A 21,981-nucleotide genomic window follows, 5' to 3' on the forward strand; every position below is an offset into this window, starting at 1 on the left:
TGAATAGCGTATTTAATTTAAACGCCCAACACTAACACATTGAACCATGAGACAACTAAAAATTACCAAGCAAATCACCAACCGTGAAACGGCCTCTTTAGACATGTATCTGCAAGATATTGGTCGCGTTGAGTTAATTACAGCTCAAGACGAGGTTATTCTGGCACAAAAAATCAGAACTGGAGATCAAAAAGCGCTAGACAAACTGGTGAAAGCTAATTTGCGCTTTGTAGTTTCAGTAAGTAAACAATATCAAAATCAAGGTTTAAGTTTGCCAGATCTCATTAATGAAGGAAATTTTGGACTTATTAAAGCGGCTCAACGCTTTGATGAAACGCGTGGTTTTAAATTTATCTCTTATGCAGTGTGGTGGATTCGTCAAAGTATTTTACAGGCTCTGGCAGAACAAAGTCGTATTGTGCGCTTGCCCTTAAACAAAATTGGCGCCATCAACAAAATAAATAAAACAATGTCTAAGTTGGAGCAGGATCTAGAACGTGAACCGAGCTACAATGAGTTGAGCGAGATCTTAGACATGCTTCCGCAAGACATTCGCGACACTATGCGTAATCAAAATCGTCACATGAGTATGGACGCTCCTTTAAGCAGCAACGAAGACGGCGGCAGTTTGTACGACCTAATGCATAATGAATCCTCACAAAACCCAGACAGACTTTTGCTGACTGAAAGTTTACAAATGGAAATTTTCAGGGCACTAAACACTTTAACAGAAAGAGAAGCCGATGTTGTTAAACTATTTTTTGGCCTCGCCGGCAAACACGCGCATTCTTTGGAAGAGATCGGCGAAAAATTTCAATTAACCCGCGAGCGCGTGCGCCAGATCAAAGAAAAAGCTGTACGTCGTTTAAAACACGGATCAAGAAGCAGATTACTGAAGGCTTATTTGGGCTAATATTCTTCCGTTTCTTTACCCTCTCTTTAATAACAAACGATCTTCTCAATGAGACGGTCGTTTTTTATTTTATTGAAAAGCGTTCGATTTCACAAAACAAATACCGTATTTTTGGTACTATGAGCCTTCAGCGTGTTAGGTATTTAGATGGGCTAAGAGGTGTATTAGCTATTATCGTTTTTCTGCATCATTTTTTTTATGCATTCTGTCCCGACCTTATTTTTGGCGGCAAATACGACTATTACCTTCATACGGGTCCGTTATCGTTTTATAAAATAATGGCATTAACGCCCATCAATATTTTTTTTAATCCAGGTTTTGCCATTCATTTTTTCTTTTTATTAAGTGGCTATGTACAAACACGTAATTATTTTTTACAACCGAATATTTCATTTCTACAAAAAAGTCTTTTAAAACGCTACTTCCGTCTAGCGGTGCCGGTTTTATCTGCTGTCCTCTTGGTTTTTTTTTCACACCGCTTTTTTTTAATTCGAAAAGATCTTATTCCATTTAATGAACTTACCAGCGATTGGGTAAAAAGTTTAGTGCCAAATAATTTACATTTTTTTGAAGTCATTAAAGAAGGGCTTTCTGATTGTTTTCGTGGCAACTCCCGTTATTACCAGGTGCTATGGACAATGTCTACTGAACTCATTAATTCCTTTGTAGTTTTAGGTCTTTTGTTAGTGCTTCACAACCTGAAACATCAAGTAAAAATAATTGTGTTTTTAATTTTAGTACAACTTGTTGTACTTCAAGAATATTACAGTGTAGCCTTTGTAGCAGGAACATTATTTGCCAAATTAGAAGTAAATTCTGGGGGGTTTAAAAAAATTCTTTCAAACCGTTTGGTGCATTTTTTATGTTTGATTTTAGGAATTTATTTTGCGTCATACCCTTTTACAGGCTATCAGAATGCGGCAGCACATTCTTTTTACGCGCCCATTTCTTTTTTTGAAGTGTACCCACATGTAATTAGTTATCTCATTGGTGTTGTTTTTTTGTTTTGTTTTTTATTGTACTCCAATATGTTCCAAAAATTTTTATCTAAAAAATTATTCATGTTTTTTGGAGAGATTTCTTTTATGTTTTATTTAATTCATTTACTATTACTTCTAAGTTTTACGCCTTGGGTCTATCATAAATTTTCGAATCCTAATGATGACGGACTTGGTTTATTCATTACCGGTATTGTTAGTCTCGTTGTTGTAACTCTTGCGTCTTATATATTAACACGTTTAATCGATGCGCCAACTATTAAACTAAGCAATCGTTTGGTGAAACGTTTTTTTTAGCTACAATTTGTTTAACATCAAAAGTGTTTGGTATAAAAAACACTGCGTGTTTTATTATAAAAAGATTGATTACTGAAACACGTTTTTTTGTTTAATTTTACGCATGAATGATATTTTAGTGTATAAAACACTAAGCGATGCTGCTGAAAAATGGCCTGATTTACCGGCTGTTCATGATGAATTTGGGACACTCAGCTTCAAAGAGCTCTTCATAGAAACCGAAACCTTAAAATTTAAACTTAAAACACTTGGAATTGCGCCCGGAATGGGAGTTGGCGTAATGGCAAGAAATGGCAGGAATTTTATTAGCGCTATTTTTGCGGTAGTTGGTTGCGGCGCAGTGGTAATGCCTATTTCAAACCAACTTAAAAAAAGCGAACTCGATACTCTTCTTTCTGAGTCCAAATTAAACGCTATCCTTGATGATAGACACGGCGTTGCCCCTGTTGAAGTTTCCGGCGAAAACATTAAAATGTCAGTAGAATCCTTCCGCTTTGCATTTACTTCTGTTTCAAAAAAACACATATTTGCACCCCATGTTAAAGATGCTGCGTTTATTCGATTCACTTCCGGCACAACCGGCAAATCGAAAGGCGTAGTAATTTCCAACAAATCTGCCATTGAACGCGTTGATGCTGCGAACAAGGTATTAAAGCTTGGAACAAACGATACTGTAATATGGGTTTTACCCATCGCCTATCATTTTGTGGTTTCTATTTTGCTCTATATTCGTTACGGCGCGGCGATAGCCATTGCAAAAAATTTTCTGCCAAAAAACATTATCGACATAACGAATGCCCATAACGGCACTCTGCTTTACGCCTCTCCTATGCAAATTCGATTACTCGCTAATAACACCAATACCGATGGAATGCCTAGTCTTAAACGCGTCATTTCAACCTCTGCAGCTATTTCAACCGATATTTGCATTGCCTATAAAAAACGTTTCGGTATGGACGTCAGTCAAGCATACGGTATTATTGAAATTGGTTTGCCCTTAATAAATCATGTTAAATCAGAAGAGCATCCGGAAGCTGTAGGCTATGCGTTGCCTGATTATAACGTTGCCATTCTTGATGATAATTACAATCCGTTGCCTCCGGGTAAGCTGGGGCGACTTGGCATTAATGGTCCGGGCATGTTTGATGCTTATTTATCGCCACCTGTTTTAAGAAAAGATGTTTTAAAAAACGGTTATTTTTTAACTGCTGACTTTGCCACTATGAGCGCAGATGGCCTTGTTAAAGTAGAAGGCAGAGAAAAATCGGTTATCAATGTTTCGGGAAATAAAGTTTTTCCCGAAGAGGTAGAAGGCGTTTTAGAAACCATCCCCGAAATAAAACTGGCTCGAATAAGCGGCGCGCCACACCAATTAATGGGTCAAATCATTCAAGCTGAAGTTATACTGCACGAAGGAAAAACAATTGATGAAGAAGACGTGTTGACTTATTGCAGAAAGCGTTTGTCAACTTACAAAATACCTCAACGCATCAAAGTCGTAACATCATTGCCAATGACAGGAAGTGGGAAGCTTCAAAGGTATTAATCACTGAAAGTACTTTTTGTTTACAATTAAAAAGCCAAAAGCTTCGCCATTCTCTTTATCTAAATGCTTATGATGCATTTTGTGAGCCCTTCTAACAGCTTTAACATATTTGTTGTCTAACTTCCTGAACCATTTTACACGCTGATGCACAATAATGTCGTGTACCAAAAAATATGCGGCTCCATATGCGGTCATGCCTGAACCAATCCAAATACTTACAGGGCTTTGGTAAATAACACCTAACATAATAAACAACCAACTTGGAATTGCAAAAACAAAAGCAAAAAGATCGTTTTTCTCAAAAAAACCTTTGTGTCCAACATGGTGACTTTTATGCAGTGACCATAAGAGGCCGTGCATAATATACTTATGCGAGAACCAAGCAACACCTTCCATGCTTAAAAAGGTTAAAATGAAAATTCCAACATACACAACCAACATCATTACAAAATCATAGTTTTAAGTCTCAAAATTAATAAAATTTAGGCTACTTTTTAAACTAAACATCTTCTAAAACAATACTAATTATAACTTGTTTAAATTACTTTTTAATCATTAATCGATAAAATAGTCCTTACTGGTTTTAACAAGTTTCTTGAACTACTTTTTGTTAGTATGTTTAAAAGATACGCTATTCATGAAGCATACTTTCGCTCTTTTTAATAATTTTGGGGGATTAAAATTAAGGCCTATCTATGATTAAAGAAAACGATAAAACCTGCGCCGTTATTGGGTCGGGTGTTTCAGGAATTGCCGCAGCAATTAGGATGAGAAACAAAGGCTACCGTGTTGTTGTGTTTGAGGCTAACTCATTTCTTGGTGGTAAACTTTCTTCTGAAACCAACAAAGGATACCGCTTTGATATGGGGCCTTCTGTTTTCACGTTCCCTGAATATGTGGATGAGCTCTTTATTCTTTCTGGAAAAAACCCAAGAGATTACTTTAATTATGATCGATTGGACCCTGTGTTTCGTTATTTTTTTGAAGACGGAACGTCGCTGGAAAGTTTTGACGGAAAAGAAAAATACGCATCCGAATTAGCGCCAAAAACTAAGGATACTAAAGAGGCTATTTTAAACTATCTTGATAAAACAGAAAAGATGTATGACTTAACCGCCGAGGTTTTTCTGCATAATTCCTTACATAAATTCAAAAACTATTTTACAAAAGCTGTAGCAAAAGGCTTACTTAATTTTGGAAAGATTGGCGCTTTTGATACTATGAACGGTGCAAATGAAAAAGCATTTAAAGACAAGCGCCTTGTTCAAATCTTTAACCGCTATTCCACCTACAATGGCTCAAGCCCTTATCTTGCGCCAGCTACACTTAATGTTATTCCTCACGTTGAAATTGTAAAAGGCGCTTATTACCCTCATGGCGGCATGCATAGTATTACCAAGTCACTTGTTCAACTAGCAAAAGAAATAGGTGTTGTTTTTAAATTTAATTCTCCTGTAAGAGAGATTGTGGTTGAAAACAATTTAACAAAAGGAATAAAAACAGACAATGGCTTTGAGGGCTTTGATGTGGTAATAAGCAACATGGATGTTTATAACACTTACCACAAGCTATTACCTTCTTGTAAAAAACCAGAAAAATTACTTAACCAGCCTAAGTCCAGCTCTGGCATTATTTTTTATTGGGGAATAAAACGTCGTTTTGACGAGTTAAGCCTTCACAATATTTTATTCAGCGAAAATTATCGTGAAGAATTTGAAACAATTTTTACAAAAAACAGCATTTACAAAGACCCTAGCATATACATCAACATAACCTCAAAACACTCTCCTGGCGATGCTCCCGAGGGTTGTGAAAACTGGTTTACCTTTATTAACGTAACAAATAATCAAGGACAAGACTGGGACAAATTTGTAAATGAGTCTCGTGAACACGTTATCAATAAAATAAATCGCATTTTAAAAACCGACATCCGCAAGCTCATTGAGTGTGAAATGGTTTTTGATCCACGGGTTATCGAAAGTCGCACCTCCAGTGCATTTGGAGCAATCTATGGCAATAGCTCTAATAATAAGTTTTCTGCATTTTTAAGACATCCTAATTTTTCAAAAAAAATAAAGAACCTCTATTTCTGTGGCGGAAGCGTTCATCCAGGGCCAAGCATACCTTTGTGTTTGCTTTCTGCTAAAATTACAACAAGTCTAATAAAATAAACAATAGCTTTGATTCTTAGCGATATCAACCACTTCTAATTTAGCATTCGCTCATTAGATGCCCCTTTATTTTTATATATTTGCTGCCTCAAATACGGTATGAGTAACACACCAATTGTTGAAATAGATACACTCACCAAAACCTTTAAAGGCTCTTTAGAAGCTGCGGTGAAAGGCGTATCTTTTACCATAAATAAAAACGAAGTGTTTGGATTGTTAGGTCCTAATGGAGCTGGTAAAACAACTATCATTTCCATTTTATGCGGACTTTATTCTCCTACAAGCGGTAATGTTAAGATTGATGGCATGAGTTTGGATAAAAATCAAGCAGAGATCAAACAAATTATTGGTGTAGTGCCACAAGACATAGCGCTTTATCCTACTCTTACGGCAAAAGAAAATCTTGACTTTTACGGTGCCATGTATGGTTTATCAGGCAATAATCTCAAAGAAAAAATAAACATCTGGTTAGAAAAGCTCGGATTAACGCAAGCTGCGAACAGAAAAATAGAAACCTTTTCAGGAGGAATGAAAAGGCGTGTTAATTTAATTGCAAGTATTTTACACGAACCTAAAATATTATTCTTGGATGAACCCACTGTAGGTGTTGATGTTCAATCTAGAAATGTGATCATTGAACACTTAAAAGAGTTAAACAAACAAGGTACCACAATTGTATATACTTCGCACCACTTAGATGAAGCCCAATATTTTTGCACACAAATTGCAATTATCGATTACGGGAAAATATTAACGCACGGTTCCCCTTCAGAACTTGTTCAAAATACTCCCGGTTGCACAGACCTGGAAGACGTTTTTTTAAGTTTAACTAAACGCAAGCTCAGAGACTAATGAGATATAAGATTTGGGCCGCCATAAAAAAAGAGATTCTTATCCTGATAAGAGATAGAATCGGCTTGTCTATTTTGTTTCTTATGCCCATGATCTTGATTTTCGTTATGACGCTTATTCAAGATTCTGCATTTAAAAGCATTAATGAAAAAGGTATTCCGATTGTGCTTTTAGATAATGATCGCGATAGCTTAGGAATATACATAAAGAAAGGGTTACAAAGTTCTTCATTGTGTTCTTTGCATGACTCTATTGACGGCTTGCCGGCAACGGCCGAGTTAATTAAAAGATCTGTTTCAGAAGGAAAGTTTATTATTGGTATTGTAATCCCAAAAGGTGCTACAGAAGCTATAAGAAAAAATGTAAGCTCCCTTGTGAGTGAAGCTCTAGCGACAGATCCTCCTAAAAACATTAAAGTCTCAACAGATTCTGTAAATGTGCTTATCTACATTGATCCTGTTTCAAAAAAATCCTTTATTTCTTCAGTCACCAGTAACTTACATGAATTTATTTCCGTTGTAAAAACGCAGATAATGTTTCAAACTTTTTCTGAACAAATTCGTGAAGTAATGCCTGACAACACAAACGCTCCTAAGAACATTTATTCTAAATCACAAATTATTAATTACAAAGAGATTTACGCCTCTAATCTTATTGGCGAAATGCTGCCAAACGCTGTACAACATAATGTTCCTGCTTGGACAATTTTTTCAATGTTTTTTATTGTGATTCCCCTTGCGGGAAGCATCATGAAGGAGAAAAAAGAGGGAAGTTCTTTCCGCATTCGTACAATGCCAAGTAGTTATTTGATATTGGTGCTTGGTAAAATTATTGTTTACGTCTTTGTTTGTTTAATTCAGTTTCTGCTTATGCTGTCGGTTGGTTTGTACATTTTACCTTTGGTTGGCCTACCTGTGTTACAGTTAGGAAATAGTTACGCAGCCATTGCGCTTCTGGCGCTCGCAACTTCTTTTGCTGCCACGGGTTATGGCGTAATGGTAGGAACGCTTGCATCAAGTGAACAGCAGGGCGCTATTCTTGGTGCGCTTTCCATTTTACTTTTATCTGCGCTTGGCGGCGTTTGGGTGCCAACCTATGTCATGCCTGAAATAATGCGTCATATTAGTGTTCTATCGCCTTTAAACTGGTCGCTTGAAGGGTTTTACGCTTTGTTTTTAAGAGGATCTAATATGGCGGGTATTCTCATTCCCGCTCTAAAATTATTTCTATTTTTTATCTTTACCATGGGGCTTGCCTCAATAATTAATCGCGTTAAGCATAAAATATAGCCCCTTTATGGATACACCATTAATAGAAGCCGACTTAATTCGCTTTTTAGAAAATAATATTTTATCTGAAGGCCAAAAACTATCAGCTGACAAAATATTACGCGATGTCGGGATCGACTCTTTTTCAATTGTAGAAATACTTCTGTTTATTGAGCGAAAATATGGCTTTGTGATACCCGACGAGAAATTAATGCCAGAACATTTTAAAACAGTTCATACCATTGCCCTTCTTGTAAAAGAAATTAGCGAAAAAGGCAATTAAATTTAATGATGCCAAAATTTACATTTCCAAAAAAAGTCTATTTAAGCGGTCCTGATTGTTTTTACCTAGTGCTGGAAGCCAATGCTCAAAAACACCAAACCGGAAACAATGTTGTTCGCATGGTTTTACACTTTGAAGACGATGTGAAAGCAAAACAACTTATTGAAAATGCACACCAATCACCGCTTGTTCACTGGCTCTGTAACATTACTTTACAAAAAGGATTTTTATTTTTTAAACCTTACTGGAAGTATGCGGACGCAGGAAATAAATTAAAAATTACTGAACATGTCTTTGGTAACGACCATGGTATTCCTTCAGAAATATTAAATCGAAACATTCCACTTCAAAATTCTTGTCTGCTTGAATTTGATCTAATTAAATACACTTCAAATAAAACAACGCTTATTATTTCTTGGAATCATATTCTTATGGACGGAAGAGGTTCAGGCTTATTTATTAGGCATTTAGACAATCCTTCCGTTGTCGACGAAAAAACATTCCCGCGATTTTTTCCTTCAAGCGAAAAAAAAATCTCTTTGTTCAAATACATCAAAAACATGTATGAGGTAAAGGCTTTTATAGAAAAATCTTCGCAAGCGCCTATTGCTACTGTGGCCTCAGAAGTAAAACCAACAAACAAAACGTTTAAACTAAAAACCTTTGCTTTCAGCACGGCCGAAACAGAAACAATAACTAATAATGCTTTAAATAACGGCGCTAAGTTTGGAGCAAATGCTTTTTTAATGGCCTGTTGTGCGCAAGCTGTGAACACAATAAATAACAAAAATAACAAAAAAGATACTATCTGGCTACCCGCTCCATACGACGGGAGGAAGCGCGGAGCGCAGGGACCAATTATTAGCAATTGTATTTTCTTTTTGTTTTACCGAATTTCTCCCAACGATTTAACAAGCATAAAACAAACAGTTGCCTGTATCAACAAACAAATGGCCGAACAACTTAAAATAGACATGCCTAAAAAATACAACATGCTATTAAATATGATGCGGCATATACCTTTAAAAATTAACAGCTTTTTAACCATGCGTTCATCAAAAGGTGTTGTGGCTAGTTTTTTATTTTCATCGGCAGGAGACAGTTTTCGTGACATGTCTGGCTTACTTAACGACACTATTTCTGAAATCAACATTATTCCACCATTTACTTATCCTCCCGGGTTGACATTTTCTTTTTTACGACAAAACAATTTGCTTAAAATGAACTTACTTTATTGTGAAAACAATTTTAATACAGATGAACTATCTTTACTTGAGTCTAGTGTACAAAATAATCTTCTTCAAAATTACTCGTGATTAATGTTAGCACAGATATTTTAATTGTTGGCGGCGGATCGGCGGGAATTGCCGCCGCGGTTTCTGCTGCTGAGGAGGGTTACGGTGTTTGTCTCATAGAACGTAACGATTATCTTGGAGGAAAAGCAACCGCCGCAGAGGTAGGAACTATTTGCGGATTATATAAATTTAGCAAAAATGAAAAAACAGAATTTGTAACGGGTGGTTTTGCAAAAGAATTCGCTCTTAAATTAGCTCAATTATCAAATACATCACCACTTAACAATGTTCACGGACTTCATTACTTGCCTTATGACATAGAAAAATACAAAAGCCTTTCGATTAAATTTATCGAAAATCATAAAGTCAATGTTTATTTTAATTCGGACATAATAAGCGCACAGACAAACAATAAAACTATCATGGTCGTTGTGATTAAAACCATTGATAAGGAAATACATATCTCCTGTAAATCAGTAATAGACTGCTCTGGAAACAGTCATATCAGTCAACTAACGCATTCCCCTCTCATTACTAGTGATAATTACCAGGCGGCCGCACAAGTTTTTACATTAGAAGGAATAAATCCTATATCTGAATTAGCCTTAGGGCTTCTGTTAATTAAAGAAATTAAAAAAGCGGTAGTCAACAATACGCTAACAAGCGATTATGAAAAACTTTACCTCGTTCAAGGTTCCATAAAAAACAACAAGGCAAGTTTTAAACTAGCCGTTCCTGCAACGGTAACAGAGCAAGAATTGAACTCAAGTTTCTTGCGAGATGTTGCCGTCGAAATGATCTCCTGTTTGGTAAATTATTTAAATACTCATGTTGATTTCTTTAAAAACTCTAAATTATTTAGTATCGCTCCGGAAACCGGAATTCGCACGGGAGTTCGACCTATAGGAAAATACATTTTAAGCGAAAACGATGTACTTACATGTAAAAAATTTGAATCAGGAATTGCCAATGGAGCCTGGCCTATTGAAGAATGGGGTCAGAATAAACAGGTTAAGATGCGTTACTTTAATGAAAATGATTTTTACCAAATACCGGCAGATTGTTTGAAGTCTATTGAAATCACTAATCTCTTCTTTGCTGGAAGGAATATTTCCGCAGACGATGGAGCAATTGCAAGCGCTCGTGTTATGGGCATCTGTTTTCAGACAGGCTACGCGGCTGGCAAACTAGCAGCAAATTTTATTTCAGGAAACGCTGAAATAAAAACGATAGCGTCTATCCGAGAAAAACAGGTCGTAATTGCGCGCTAAAATTAAGCAGCTTTATTAAAACCCTTTTGTTTAGAAGATTTTGCATGGCCTTTAACCAGCGTTATACAACTTGTTACATTTAGTTTTTGTAGATTAATTAAAATGAAACACGTTTTAATCTTTATTGCCCTTCTTTCTTTTGGCTTTCTTAAGTCACAAGACACTGTGAAGGTGGCTCTGAACCTTGATCCGGAGCAGATGGCCGAACAAGATTACAACAGGGGCTTAGATGCTTTAAAAGCTAATGATTATTATTCAGCCATTACTCTTTTCTCCAAATGCCTTTCAGTAAAACCTCAGTTTGATAAAGCTTACGCGAATAGGGCAATTGCCTTAACGAATTTACAAAAATACGACGAAGCGCTTATTGATATTAACAAAGCCATAGCTATTTCGCCAGAGAATCCAGACAACTATTTTAATAAAAGTCTTGTTTTTATGCGTCTTCATTTAAAAGATAGTCAGAACGTTGCTCTTGATATTTGTTTAAAATTAAACGGCGAACATGCCGAAGCTTCTTACTACAGAGGTTTAATGTATTATGAATCGGGGGATTTTGACAAGGCTATCGGGTACTATTCTGTGGCTATTCTTTCTAATAGAAATTATTCTTTTGCCTACAATGACAGGGCAAGTGCCAAAAGGGCCAAAGGGAATATTGACGGGGCCATTGAAGATTACGAAAAGGCATTAATTATTGACAGTTCGCATGCGTTTATTTATAACAACATTGGCTCAGCCTACAGACTAAAAAAAAGCTATACAAAGGCTATTGAAGCATATTCAAAAGGACTTAAAATGGATCCCAATTATCTCATCGCTTTAAATAACAGAGGCATAGCCTACTTTGAGAACGGTGACTTAAAATCGGCTCAAGCAGATTTTGAAACAGTGCTAACACAGGACTCTAAAAACTCGTCAGCATACAATAACCTATGTTCTATCGCTATTAAAACTCAAGATTACAAAAAAGCCCGCGAACTATCTACGAGAGCAATAGAGTTAGATCCAAAAAATGGTCCCGCTTATTATAACCGAGGCATAGCGCGTCAATTGTTAAGGGAAGAAGAAGGTTGTTGCGCCGACTGGAGAAAAGCTTTAGAGTTAGGGGTAAATGGAGCCAAAGCTTTTATTAACGCAACCTGCTTTGATTAAGCAAACTAAAATCGAATGAAAAAATTTATCTATACGCTTACACTTATCGCTCATGTTTCCTTGTTTTTCTCTCAGAGTGTTGAGTTCGAAAAATCAAATTTTCCAGGTAGAAAAGATGAATTTAAAGACGCGGTTAGAAAATTTGATATTGGTGGCGATTACTACATTCAAGGACGCAAAGATTTTGATGAAGCCCGAAGGCGTTTTCTAACAGAACACCGCTATTTACCGATTAGCCATCACGATCACAGACGTGCGGGCTCCGAGTATTTTAAGAATGCGTTGGGTCTCTTAACCGAAGCAAACAATTTTAATCCCGAGAATTTTGATTTAAACTATATGTTAGGGTTTATTTGGTTCAACATAGATCCAACAAACAAAGAAACATTAAGGTATTTAGAAAAGGCGTATAGTATTAAAATATATAAAGACAGTGACCTACCTTTTTGGCTTGCCTGGAGCTTTCAGTTAAACAGTCAATGGGACGACGCGCTTAAACACTATAATGACTTTCTTAATTTTCTTATGATTAAAGCAAAAGCAAATGCTGGAAACATTGAAGACATTAAAAGGAAAATGGCAGAATGTGAAGTTGGTAAAAAACTAAGTGCAAATCCGGAACGTGTTTTTGTAGACAATCTTGGTCCAAGCATTAATACGCCTTATGCTGAATACGGACCTTCCATTTCTACTGATGAAACAACCATCTTTTTCACCGCTCGTCGTTCAAACTCCACCGGAGGAAAAAGAGATCCTAACGATAATGGTTATTTCGAAGATGTTTATTTTTCTGAAAAAAAAGATGGTAAATGGCAAGCGTCGAAACCTTTAAGTAAAAATGTAAATACAGATGGGCACGATGCAGCAGCAGGACTCTCTCCTGACGGTAGCAAACTATACGTTTATAGAAACACTGGCTCTGATGGTGGCGACCTTTATGAAGCCGTACTATTCGGTTTAGATTGGGAAGAACCAGCCAGAATGAACAAAAACATTAACAGCAAAGATCATGAATCTACAGTAAGTTTGAGCTTTGACGGGAAACGTTTATTTTTTGTGAGCAACAAAGAACTAGGTTATGGAGCGGATGATATCTATTACAGTGATATGGATGTTAACGGAGAGTGGGGGCCGGCTAAAAACATCGGTCCAGAAATAAACACAAAGTACCGTGAAGAAGGTGTTTTTATGCATCCGGACGGTGTAACGCTTTATTTCAGCAGTCAGGGTCACGGTTCTATGGGTGGTTTTGATATCTTTAAATCGACCTTTGAAAACGGAAAATGGTCTGCTCCTATTAATCTTGGTTATCCTATTAATGGCCCAGACGATGATGTTTTTTTCGCTGTTAGTGGTAGTGGCAATCACGCTTATTTTGCTTCTTCAAAACAAGGTGGAATTGGCGAACAAGATCTTTACAAGATCACCTTTCTTGGTCCCGAAAAACAAGCTCTTTTGAATAGTCAAGATCAGCTTATTGCCGCAGTTAATAGCGCTGTAAGCAATCTTAAAACAGAAAGTGCTGTAGAGGTTAAATCTTCAAAACTCACGATTCTAAAGGGTATTATAACGGATGAGAAGAGTGAAAAACCTATTGAATCAACTATTGAGCTTACTGATAACGAAAAAGGAACCATATTGGCAACTTTTAAATCTAATAGCAGCACAGGAAAATACCTAGTTACCCTTCCGAGTGGTAAAAACTATGGTCTTGCTGTAAAGAGTCTTGGTTACTTATTTCATTCAGAGAACTTTAATTTACCGGAAGCTGCTGATTTTCAAGAGTTTAACCTTGATATTTCTCTTAAAAAGATGGAGGTTGGTAATTCGATTGTTTTAAAGAACATTTTTTTTGATTTCGACAAGTCTACAATCAGACCAGAATCTCAAAGTGAATTGAACCGATTAATTAAGCTATTAAAAGACAATCCTGCTCTAAAGATTGAGCTATCAAGTCATACCGACGATGTGGGCTCAGATGAATACAATACTCGCTTAAGCTTCTCAAGATCAAACGCCGTTGTAGATTATTTAATAGCCAAAGGAATTTCACCTTCGCGTTTAATACCTAAAGGATATGGAGAAAGCGTTCCTTTGGAAAGCAACGATACAGAAGAGGGCCGTCAAAAAAATCGTAGGACTGAGTTTAAGATCTTGTCAAAGTAAGAAGTTGTTTTAGTTTGCCCGTTGGTTTTTACTTCAAAAATCGTTACTCATTTATAACTATTTTCTTACATAAAAACGTTCCGTTTAATCTCTTTAAACAAACCGTATAAATACCCGAAGAAACACTATGGATATTCACGGAAAATTTAGTATTTGTTTTATCTAAACTAATTGTTTTACACACTTGACCAAGGCTATTTATTAATTCTATTTTATAAAAATTACCTTGGGCACTTGTCTCTATTAATATATTTGTTATTCCATTTGCAGGGCTAGGATATACTTTAATCATTTCCTCATTCATCAAAGTTTTCTTATTGAATCCTACTATACCTGTTTCAGTATCCTTTAATTTCACTAAAAATGCGCTTAAATCACTTGTTGAAGGGATGTGTGTATAAACGGGTTGATAGCTTCCGGGTGTAGCAATTGCTGTGTCATTAAAAGATTGTGTGGTGCCGGCCACAAAAATGTTTCCAGTATTATCAATAGAGCAACCCCCCGAGACATCCGTATTATCACCACCATAAAATGTACCCCATTGGTGGGTTCCTGAAGAACTGAATTTGGTAATAAAAACATCTCCTTGCCCTCCACCATATATCTGTTGGTGAGAACCCGGGGTGGCAATCTCGTCGTAGGCATTTGTAGTCCCTCCAAATACAACGTCGCCTACAATGTCTGTAGCAGAAAAGCTTCCTTGTGATGGCCGGGTATAATAAGTACCCCATTGTAAAACACCGGCATTATTAAACTTTGTGAGAAAGGAACTAGAGCCCACATAAGTTGCTTTAAACGCGCCCGGCGTTGCTATTCCTGAAGAAGAACTTGTATGTCCGGTTAAGAATATATTGCCATCTTTATCAATACAAGAAGAAGAACACACATCGTTTGAAGATCCGCCATAATATGTACCCCATTGGCGAACGCCAGCAGGATTAAATTTTACCAGGTAACAATCGTATGATCCGGAACTATTAAAAGTTGATTGATGACTGCCTGGAGTTGACATAACTAAAGTACCATTAGAAGTTGTTGCTCCAGAAATAAATGAGTTACCTTCTTTATCCGTAAGACAGGAGTAAGCTGTTTCAGCTCCAGACCCTCCGTAATAAGTACCCCATTGTCTTACACCAGATGAATTAAATTTTACCAAAAAGGCATCGGTTAAGCCGCCGCCATTACTTAATTGATGTGAACCGCTGGTAGCTATTAGTGTACCGTTTGTTGACTTTGTTTGTCCTGATACAAATACATTTCCAAAGATATCTGTAGCGCAGTGGCCCACATCTTCATCGCCTTCACCTCCATAATACGTTGCCCATTGACGGACTCCAGAAGAGGTAAATTTTACAAGAAAAAGATCGGTTCCTCCTCCATTGGGGTCTCCAGAACTCGTTTGATGAGCGCCAACTGTTGCAATTACCGCATCCGTGAATGATCTGGTAGTCCCCACCATGTATACATTCCCAGTAAGATCAACTTCACAAGAACTTCCGTCATCCCACCAACTTCCTCCATAATAGGTGCACCAAATGCGAGAACCACCTGAATTAAATTTTACCAAAAATGCGTCTGACTCACCGTTAAGTGTGGTTTGATGAACGCCAGTTGTTGCTATATTTAAACCCGCAGCACTCGTGCTCCCGGTCATATATACATCACCATTTTCCGTTGCTTTACAGGAATACGCGGCACTTTCTGCTCCATAAAACGTACCCCATACACGCACTGCTGGGTCAATTACAAATGGCTGTGAAGGATCAATATTTTCAATTTCAAATGAAATAATGTTTTCGACCACCTTCCACTTAGAAGACAATGTTCTTTTGTTTTGAATAACTAGAGGCGCTTGTTCTATAATAGTTCCCAATGGTGTTTCAATTTGTAGGTCCCCTTTTGCTGTCACTAGTATCTTTTCTGCACCTTTAATTTCGAATTGAATGCGTTTGTAATCTGCTCCTGCCTCCACTAAGTAATCGTATTTTAGTTGACCGTTTTTTGAATACCACTTTAAATCTATGCCATCATAAATTTGTTGATAGCTTAATTGAGCGTAACTTTTCACTTTTAAAGCGCCGTTTGGACAGGACGATAAATAATAATTATCATAATCTTCTAAAGCATTTTCTTTCTTAATTTGTGCTTTAGTATTAGTATTTAACCAATTCACATCAACCCTATAAATAGTTCTTTCGTCAACTTCTCTTCTTTTTGGCAAGTTTAATAATGCGTTTTTTTGTTCTGTTGTTAAATCATCGCGTTCTTTCCAACTATCTACTCGATTTAATTGATAGGAAATACCATACTTCTTTAAATGAAAAACCAAATTGCCTTCTGTGCCGGCGAATAAAACATCTTTGCGTGGCTGATAATTTTGATCGCTTATCTGACCTAAGTTCTCCTTAAAACCAATTTGACCAAAAATTACGGGTCTGTTTGAGAAAGGTTCATTAGCACTTAAATAGTTTGCGTTTGAAAGCAAACACGAAGCAACAAGCGCTGTATTTAAATATGTTTTCATAAACTAAATGGATTAAATTGGGTATACTTTAAATTATTTGCTAAAGTAGCAAAAAAACCAAAACTGTTTATTTGGTATCCATATGAACAGCCCTCTATAATACCCCCGTCCAAATTATTCGCTTTTAGCGCCTTAAACGATACATTTAAACGCCAACCAACAAAGTCGCTTATTTGAGTCCAAAAGGTCATTAGATCTTGTTTAAACGCCACAAAACATAGGCAGGAAAAAACAGCAACGAAATTAGCGGGCACTTTTAGTGAGGTTTTTTATATCTGGAGTTTTTTCACACATAAAACAAAACTCTCCAATGATTTAGAGTAAATATTCTCATACGTAGTTTACTACTAAAAGATTCATCGTAATAATTGTAAAATCAGTTATTGTCGACAATCATTAATACGGCTTTAATATATAATTTCTTAGATCATGTTTCTTGTTACCATAATTTGACAACAAACTTGTTTCACGTGAAACAAAAAAAGTAATGTAGAAACACAATATACAACTTGGCAAAAGGCGCACGAAAAGACGTTTAAGATAGAAAAAAGAATGGAGGCGAATTTGCCCACGCCGGCTTTGATATAATATATTTCGTTTTAATTTCCTTATTTATAGATACGAATTATAGTTCTAAGTGAATAAAACATGATTATTTCGAGTGGATTTGCGATGTGTTCGCGCTGCAAATGAAGTACAAAAAACCTTCCTGGGGCGAAATTTCAGAAAGAAAAGCAACCGGATCTTGAATAAATCAGTCCGAAAAATAGTTGTTTGAGTAATTGGTTTCAGCTCTTTTGGAAGTAAATATTACCAATGTTCCGCGTGAAACAATCTGATTTAATAAATATGTTAGGGAAATTTACCGAACAAAAGAACCGCCCCTTTTGATTAAAGGCGTTCTATTTGTGCTTAAAAACGTATATAACGCTCGAATAATTTGAGGCAGCCTTTGCTTTAAAATTAGATTTTAAACCCGTTACAAAGGCGCTTAATAGCTTCAAAGAGCCCGTCTTATACTTCTCGCTAAGCATGCTAACATAAAAACTATCGAACTTCATAGGTAAAGTAGATTCTAGCGTGAAACCATGGTTGCTTAATAGAGTCGAAACGGAATCTATATTAAAATGGTAAAGATGTCTTGGAACATCATAAGCTGCCCAAAATTCTTTATAGTGCCTTGCGTCGTAACTTGTGTAGTTTGGAACAGCAATTATTAGTACCCCATCCTTACTCAGCTTCTGTTTAAAATAAGTTAGGGTTTCTTCTAAATCTGTTACGTGTTCCAGCACGTGCCACAAAGTAATAGCATCAATCTTTTCTTCTCGATGAGAGGTCTCTAATTCGGTCTTATCCTTATAGACTTTAAGCTTCATGTCCTTTGCAATTTTCCTTGCCCCAGCATCTGGTTCCATACCGAAAGCTCTCCACCCGGCTTCTTGACAAACATCTAAAAACATTCCGGTGCCACAACCATAATCCATAATTGTTCCACGTGAAACATTCGCAGAAACTAAGGCTAATTTCTTTTTTAAAGTGTAGTTTCTTACCATGTGGTACAACCTAGAAACTATTCCCTTTTTTGTATTTGAATGTGAAATATAATTCTCAGACTTATAATAATCACCCAGATCTGCAATATCAGGAATAGGGTTAGTAAATTTAAAACCACAACTGTCACAAGAAACAATCGTAAATTCTTCTTTACTAACAGTGTGATCTTTGCAATTTAGGTGTGTTGAAAATTTTTGTCCCTTACACACTGGACAGTTTGTATAGTTATACATAAATAATTTGTTCCACGTGAAACATTAACGACCAAGGTGAATTAAAAGGACAGACACATCTGCAGGATTTATTCCGGAAATGCGGCTAGCTTGTCCAATGGTCGCTGGCTTAAACTTCTTTAGTTTTTCTTTCGCCTCAGCGCCCAAGCCTCCAACAGTATCAAAATTAAAATCAGAATTTATTACTAAATCCTCCAGGCGTTTTAATTTGTCGGCATTCTCTCTTTCTCTTTCGATATAACCTTCGTACTTCATCAAAATCTCCGCTTGTTGAAGAACATCTATTTTATACTCCAACATCGAGGCCTTTAAATTTGGATCATTTTTGACAATATCAGGAATACCAATATTTGGTCTAGAAAGTATTGTATTATACCTCAACTTTTGATTTATTGTTGCTGATCCAATTGATTCTAAAAAAGGGTTTAATGTTTCCGGTTCACAACTTGTGTTTTTAAAATAGGAGATAACCTTATTGTAATTTGAAACCTTTTCATTAACTGTATTAAATCGATCTTCGCTTGCCAAACCAATTGCGTGAGAAATTGGTGTTAACCTAACATCAGCATTATCTTGTCTTAACAATAAGCGATACTCTGCTCTTGATGTAAACATACGATAAGGTTCGTCGGTGCCCTTGGTTACTAAATCATCAATTAAAACGCCAATGTACGCTTCGTACCTATTTAGTACTAAAGGTTTCTCTTCGTTAATTTTTAGATGCGCATTTATTCCCGCCATCAAGCCTTGACAAGCGGCTTCTTCATATCCTGTTGTTCCGTTAATTTGCCCAGCAAAATAAAGGTTTTCTATTAAATGCGTTTCAAGTGTTAATTTTAATTGAGTAGGGGGGAAGTAATCGTATTCAATAGCGTATCCAGGACGAAACATCTTTGCGCTCTCCATTCCAGGAATCAACCTTAATGCTTTTTGTTGTACATCTTCTGGTAAGGAAGAAGAAAACCCATTTAGATAAATTTCAACTGTGTTCCATCCTTCAGGTTCAACAAAAAGCTGATGCCTATCTCGTTCGCTAAAACGCGTAATCTTATCTTCAATACTCGGACAATATCTTGGACCAAGGCCTTGAATCCTCCCCTGGAACATAGGAGATTTTTCAAAACCAGTTTTAAGGATATCGTGTACTTTCTGATTTGTATAGGTAACATGACAAGGTATTTGTTTTTTTGGATTTTCTCCGATAAAAGGAGATGTCCCTTCCAAATACGAAAACTTATCGATTACCTCGTCCCCACCTTGAACTTCCATTTTAGAATAATCCAAAGACCTTCCGTCTATTCTTGGAGGAGTTCCCGTTTTCATTCTACCGCTCTCAAATCCTATTTGGACTAACTGTTCCGTTATTCCGTGGCTTGCAGATTCACCAGTTCTACCTCCTCCTAATTGTTTTTCTCCAATATGAATAATACCATTTAAAAAAGTGCCATTAGTAAGTACAACTGCTTTTGCTCTAAACTCCATCCCCATACCAGTCACAATTCCTTCCACGCGTTTACCGTCGTCAGAAATTATCAACTGTCTTACCATGTCTTGCCAGAAATCTACATTAGTAGTTTGTTCCAACATTTCGCGCCAAAGGCCAGCAAACATCATCCTATCGTTTTGAGTTCTCGGGCTCCACATGGCCGGGCCTTTGCTTCGGTTTAACATCCTAAACTGAATAGCACTTTTGTCAGAAACAATACCACTATAACCTCCAAGTGCGTCAATTTCACGAACAATTTGGCCTTTAGCAATGCCTCCCATAGCAGGATTACAGCTCATTTGCGCAATAGTCTGCATATTCATTGTCACCAATAAAACCTTAGAGCCCATGTTGGCAGCGGCGGCGGCTGCCTCACAACCAGCGTGTCCAGCACCTACAACAATAATATCGTATGAATTTTGCAAATTAATTTTTTGCAAAGATAAAGATTAATTCCGCTATCGCATTACGTAAATACGACCAGCGCTAATCGATAACAAAATTTAAAATTAATACAGGAACGATCGTTCTTGTTTATTCAATAGCATCCTGAAGCTTTTCCATTTTAGACTCCGAGAATTTACCACTTTGCATTTCAACAATTTTACCAGTTTTATCTAACACAAAAAAGTAAGGTATTTTATTATCCTCAATTCCTAATTGTTTTTGAACCCCTTTTATATCCGTTTTTTCGGTATCCATAATAAATGGCCAAAATGCTTTATCAGTACCTTTTTGAAAATCCTCTTTGATCATTTTAAATCCCGAAATCATCGGTACAAAAACAAAATTAACATCAACTGGTTCTGACATATCGAAATTACCAGGTTTTTCCTTGCTCATAAAGTTATCATACAATGGGTTTAACCACTTCTTAAGGTCATCCTCAGCTCCACGATGAAAAGCAATAGCTACAACACTATACTTGCCGTTTTTTGCCGGTAGAGCACAAGCTTTCTCGTTTAGTGTTACACCTTTAACTTCTGGAAATATCTTTCCTTTTTGCGCACTAACGCTAATTGTGAGTATAGTGCAAATTAAAATTACTATTTTTTTCATATTACTATATTTAGATATCTATTTTATCAATACGTGTCTGATGGCGTCCGCCTTCAAACTTTTCACTTAAAAAAACATCAACGCATTTTATTGCCTCATCTTTACTTACATATCTTGCTGGTAATACTAATATGTTAGCATCGTTATGTTGCCTTGCTAATGAGGCTATTTCCGAATTCCAACATAATGCCGCCCTAATTCCTTTATGTTTATTTGCACTCATATTAATACCATTACCACTTCCACACATTAATATACCGAATGTAACTTCTTTATTAAGAACCGCAATAGCCACGCTGTGGCCATAATCAGGGTAATCTGCTCTATCCTCAGAATAACAACCTTTATCCATTACTGTAACACCTTTTGCTTTTAAAAGTTCTAGTAAATATTCCTTTAGTTTAAAACCAGCATGATCAGACCCTATTGCTACACTTATACTCATAATTTATTATCTATTTACACTAATTGAATTATTTATCAAAAATACTAATACACGTTAATTAACACTAATAAAATATACCCTTGATAATGAACCCTATTTCCACCTAATAATAAACAATACATATGTTAATTACTTTCGTCTCCGTTAATAACATCCAACAACATTTATTAGACTATTAGACTAAAACAATTGTATCTCATAAATCTATTCATTTCCAAGTAAAGTTCCTATAATTCATATAATCTTATCAGCTTTATTTTTTGGTTATCTACACCTTCAAACGAAAGATAGTTATCAAGACTAATAAGTACTAACTAATGTTAATAGTAGTTACACTATATGATAATCAAGCTATTACTACATAAATTTGTTTAATACCTGTTCATTAAATTTTATAAGACAAAAAGACTAATAAAAAGTACATTATTAACTAACACTATTAACACCCTATATAAACTACTACAA

Annotated in this window: 18 protein-coding genes; 11 read left to right on the forward strand and 7 right to left on the reverse strand. The window is 36.3% G+C overall.

Going from position 1 to position 21,981, the window contains the following annotated elements; translation table 11 throughout:
* Positions 1-46: 46 nt before the first annotated feature.
* The 3 genes from P2086_RS03885 to P2086_RS03895 all read left to right on the forward strand — a co-directional run bounded on the left by P2086_RS03885 (position 47) and on the right by P2086_RS03895 (position 3,754).
* Entirely contained in the window at positions 47-913 is an 867-nt protein-coding gene (locus P2086_RS03885) for a sigma-70 family RNA polymerase sigma factor (protein ID WP_317899121.1), read from the forward strand.
* Between the two features lie 119 nt (positions 914-1,032).
* On the forward strand, positions 1,033-2,208 hold the full coding sequence (locus P2086_RS03890) for an acyltransferase family protein (protein WP_317899122.1): 1,176 nt from the start codon (positions 1,033-1,035) through the stop codon (positions 2,206-2,208).
* Positions 2,209-2,311: 103 nt separating this feature from the next.
* Positions 2,312-3,754 (forward strand): class I adenylate-forming enzyme family protein, encoded by a 1,443-nt coding sequence (locus P2086_RS03895; protein ID WP_317899123.1) that lies wholly within the window; start codon positions 2,312-2,314, stop codon positions 3,752-3,754.
* Here P2086_RS03895 and P2086_RS03900 read toward each other — a convergent pair whose 3' ends face one another.
* Positions 3,755-4,198, reverse strand: coding sequence for a sterol desaturase family protein (locus P2086_RS03900; RefSeq protein ID WP_317899124.1), 444 nt, complete (start codon positions 4,196-4,198; stop codon positions 3,755-3,757).
* A 251-nt stretch (positions 4,199-4,449) separates the two neighbouring features.
* On the opposite strand from P2086_RS03900, the gene crtD reads away from it, so the two are divergent.
* The 8 genes from crtD to P2086_RS03940 all read left to right on the forward strand — a co-directional run bounded on the left by crtD (position 4,450) and on the right by P2086_RS03940 (position 14,215).
* Positions 4,450-5,925 carry a 1-hydroxycarotenoid 3,4-desaturase CrtD gene (gene crtD, locus P2086_RS03905; protein WP_317899125.1) on the forward strand — a complete coding sequence of 492 codons (1,476 nt, stop codon included), beginning with the start codon at positions 4,450-4,452 and terminating at the stop codon, positions 5,923-5,925.
* 99 nt (positions 5,926-6,024) lie between these two features.
* Entirely contained in the window at positions 6,025-6,777 is a 753-nt protein-coding gene (locus P2086_RS03910) for an ABC transporter ATP-binding protein (RefSeq protein ID WP_317899126.1), read from the forward strand.
* Positions 6,777-8,066, forward strand: coding sequence for an ABC transporter permease (locus P2086_RS03915; protein ID WP_317899127.1), 1,290 nt, complete (start codon positions 6,777-6,779; stop codon positions 8,064-8,066). The genes P2086_RS03910 and P2086_RS03915 overlap by 1 nt, the downstream gene beginning before the upstream one ends.
* A gap of 7 nt (positions 8,067-8,073) precedes the next feature.
* Positions 8,074-8,328 (forward strand): phosphopantetheine-binding protein, encoded by a 255-nt coding sequence (locus P2086_RS03920; RefSeq protein ID WP_317899128.1) that lies wholly within the window; start codon positions 8,074-8,076, stop codon positions 8,326-8,328.
* A 5-nt stretch (positions 8,329-8,333) separates the two neighbouring features.
* The gene (locus tag P2086_RS03925) at positions 8,334-9,644 is read left to right on the forward strand and encodes a hypothetical protein (RefSeq protein WP_317899129.1); all 1,311 of its coding nucleotides are present in this window, start codon (positions 8,334-8,336) and stop codon (positions 9,642-9,644) included.
* Positions 9,641-10,894: an FAD-dependent oxidoreductase gene (locus P2086_RS03930; protein WP_317899130.1), complete on the forward strand. Its 1,254-nt coding sequence runs from the start codon at positions 9,641-9,643 to the stop codon at positions 10,892-10,894. Before P2086_RS03925 ends, P2086_RS03930 begins: the two co-directional genes overlap by 4 nt.
* 102 nt (positions 10,895-10,996) lie before the next feature.
* Entirely contained in the window at positions 10,997-12,049 is a 1,053-nt protein-coding gene (locus tag P2086_RS03935) for a tetratricopeptide repeat protein (RefSeq protein ID WP_317899131.1), read from the forward strand.
* Positions 12,050-12,064: 15 nt separating this feature from the next.
* Positions 12,065-14,215: an OmpA family protein gene (locus P2086_RS03940; protein WP_317899132.1), complete on the forward strand. Its 2,151-nt coding sequence runs from the start codon at positions 12,065-12,067 to the stop codon at positions 14,213-14,215.
* Between the two features lie 43 nt (positions 14,216-14,258).
* Here P2086_RS03940 and P2086_RS03945 read toward each other — a convergent pair whose 3' ends face one another.
* From P2086_RS03945 to rpiB, 6 genes are all read right to left on the reverse strand, one after another.
* Entirely contained in the window at positions 14,259-16,739 is a 2,481-nt protein-coding gene (locus P2086_RS03945) for a DUF7948 domain-containing protein (RefSeq protein WP_317899133.1), read from the reverse strand.
* Positions 16,736-16,930: a hypothetical protein gene (locus P2086_RS03950; RefSeq protein ID WP_317899134.1), complete on the reverse strand. Its 195-nt coding sequence runs from the start codon at positions 16,928-16,930 to the stop codon at positions 16,736-16,738. The genes P2086_RS03945 and P2086_RS03950 overlap by 4 nt, the downstream gene beginning before the upstream one ends.
* A gap of 711 nt (positions 16,931-17,641) precedes the next feature.
* Positions 17,642-18,526, reverse strand: a complete 885-nt coding sequence (locus P2086_RS03955) for a class I SAM-dependent methyltransferase (RefSeq protein WP_317899135.1) — start codon at positions 18,524-18,526, stop codon at positions 17,642-17,644.
* Positions 18,527-18,550: 24 nt separating this feature from the next.
* Positions 18,551-20,437: a tRNA uridine-5-carboxymethylaminomethyl(34) synthesis enzyme MnmG gene (gene mnmG / locus P2086_RS03960; RefSeq protein ID WP_317900249.1), complete on the reverse strand. Its 1,887-nt coding sequence runs from the start codon at positions 20,435-20,437 to the stop codon at positions 18,551-18,553.
* 109 nt (positions 20,438-20,546) lie between these two features.
* Positions 20,547-21,071, reverse strand: coding sequence for a TlpA family protein disulfide reductase (locus P2086_RS03965; protein WP_317899136.1), 525 nt, complete (start codon positions 21,069-21,071; stop codon positions 20,547-20,549).
* Between the two features lie 10 nt (positions 21,072-21,081).
* On the reverse strand, positions 21,082-21,516 hold the full coding sequence (gene rpiB, locus P2086_RS03970; RefSeq protein ID WP_317899137.1) for a ribose 5-phosphate isomerase B: 435 nt from the start codon (positions 21,514-21,516) through the stop codon (positions 21,082-21,084).
* Positions 21,517-21,981: the final 465 nt, after the last annotated feature.

Origin of the sequence: Aurantibacillus circumpalustris (assembly GCF_029625215.1) — a bacterium.
Lineage (GTDB): Bacteria > Bacteroidota > Bacteroidia > B-17B0 > Aurantibacillaceae > Aurantibacillus > Aurantibacillus circumpalustris.

Coding starts and splice junctions, on each gene's coding strand:
- P2086_RS03885 (WP_317899121.1), top strand. CDS start 47: ATGAGACAACTAAAAATTACCAAGCAAATCACCAACCGTGAAACGGCC.
- P2086_RS03890 (WP_317899122.1), top strand. CDS start 1,033: ATGAGCCTTCAGCGTGTTAGGTATTTAGATGGGCTAAGAGGTGTATTA.
- P2086_RS03895 (WP_317899123.1), top strand. CDS start 2,312: ATGAATGATATTTTAGTGTATAAAACACTAAGCGATGCTGCTGAAAAA.
- P2086_RS03900 (WP_317899124.1), bottom strand. CDS start 4,198: ATGATGTTGGTTGTGTATGTTGGAATTTTCATTTTAACCTTTTTAAGC.
- crtD (WP_317899125.1), top strand. CDS start 4,450: ATGATTAAAGAAAACGATAAAACCTGCGCCGTTATTGGGTCGGGTGTT.
- P2086_RS03910 (WP_317899126.1), top strand. CDS start 6,025: ATGAGTAACACACCAATTGTTGAAATAGATACACTCACCAAAACCTTT.
- P2086_RS03915 (WP_317899127.1), top strand. CDS start 6,777: ATGAGATATAAGATTTGGGCCGCCATAAAAAAAGAGATTCTTATCCTG.
- P2086_RS03920 (WP_317899128.1), top strand. CDS start 8,074: ATGGATACACCATTAATAGAAGCCGACTTAATTCGCTTTTTAGAAAAT.
- P2086_RS03925 (WP_317899129.1), top strand. CDS start 8,334: ATGATGCCAAAATTTACATTTCCAAAAAAAGTCTATTTAAGCGGTCCT.
- P2086_RS03935 (WP_317899131.1), top strand. CDS start 10,997: ATGAAACACGTTTTAATCTTTATTGCCCTTCTTTCTTTTGGCTTTCTT.
- P2086_RS03940 (WP_317899132.1), top strand. CDS start 12,065: ATGAAAAAATTTATCTATACGCTTACACTTATCGCTCATGTTTCCTTG.
- P2086_RS03945 (WP_317899133.1), bottom strand. CDS start 16,739: ATGAAAACATATTTAAATACAGCGCTTGTTGCTTCGTGTTTGCTTTCA.
- P2086_RS03950 (WP_317899134.1), bottom strand. CDS start 16,930: ATGACCTTTTGGACTCAAATAAGCGACTTTGTTGGTTGGCGTTTAAAT.
- P2086_RS03955 (WP_317899135.1), bottom strand. CDS start 18,526: ATGTATAACTATACAAACTGTCCAGTGTGTAAGGGACAAAAATTTTCA.
- P2086_RS03965 (WP_317899136.1), bottom strand. CDS start 21,071: ATGAAAAAAATAGTAATTTTAATTTGCACTATACTCACAATTAGCGTT.
- rpiB (WP_317899137.1), bottom strand. CDS start 21,516: ATGAGTATAAGTGTAGCAATAGGGTCTGATCATGCTGGTTTTAAACTA.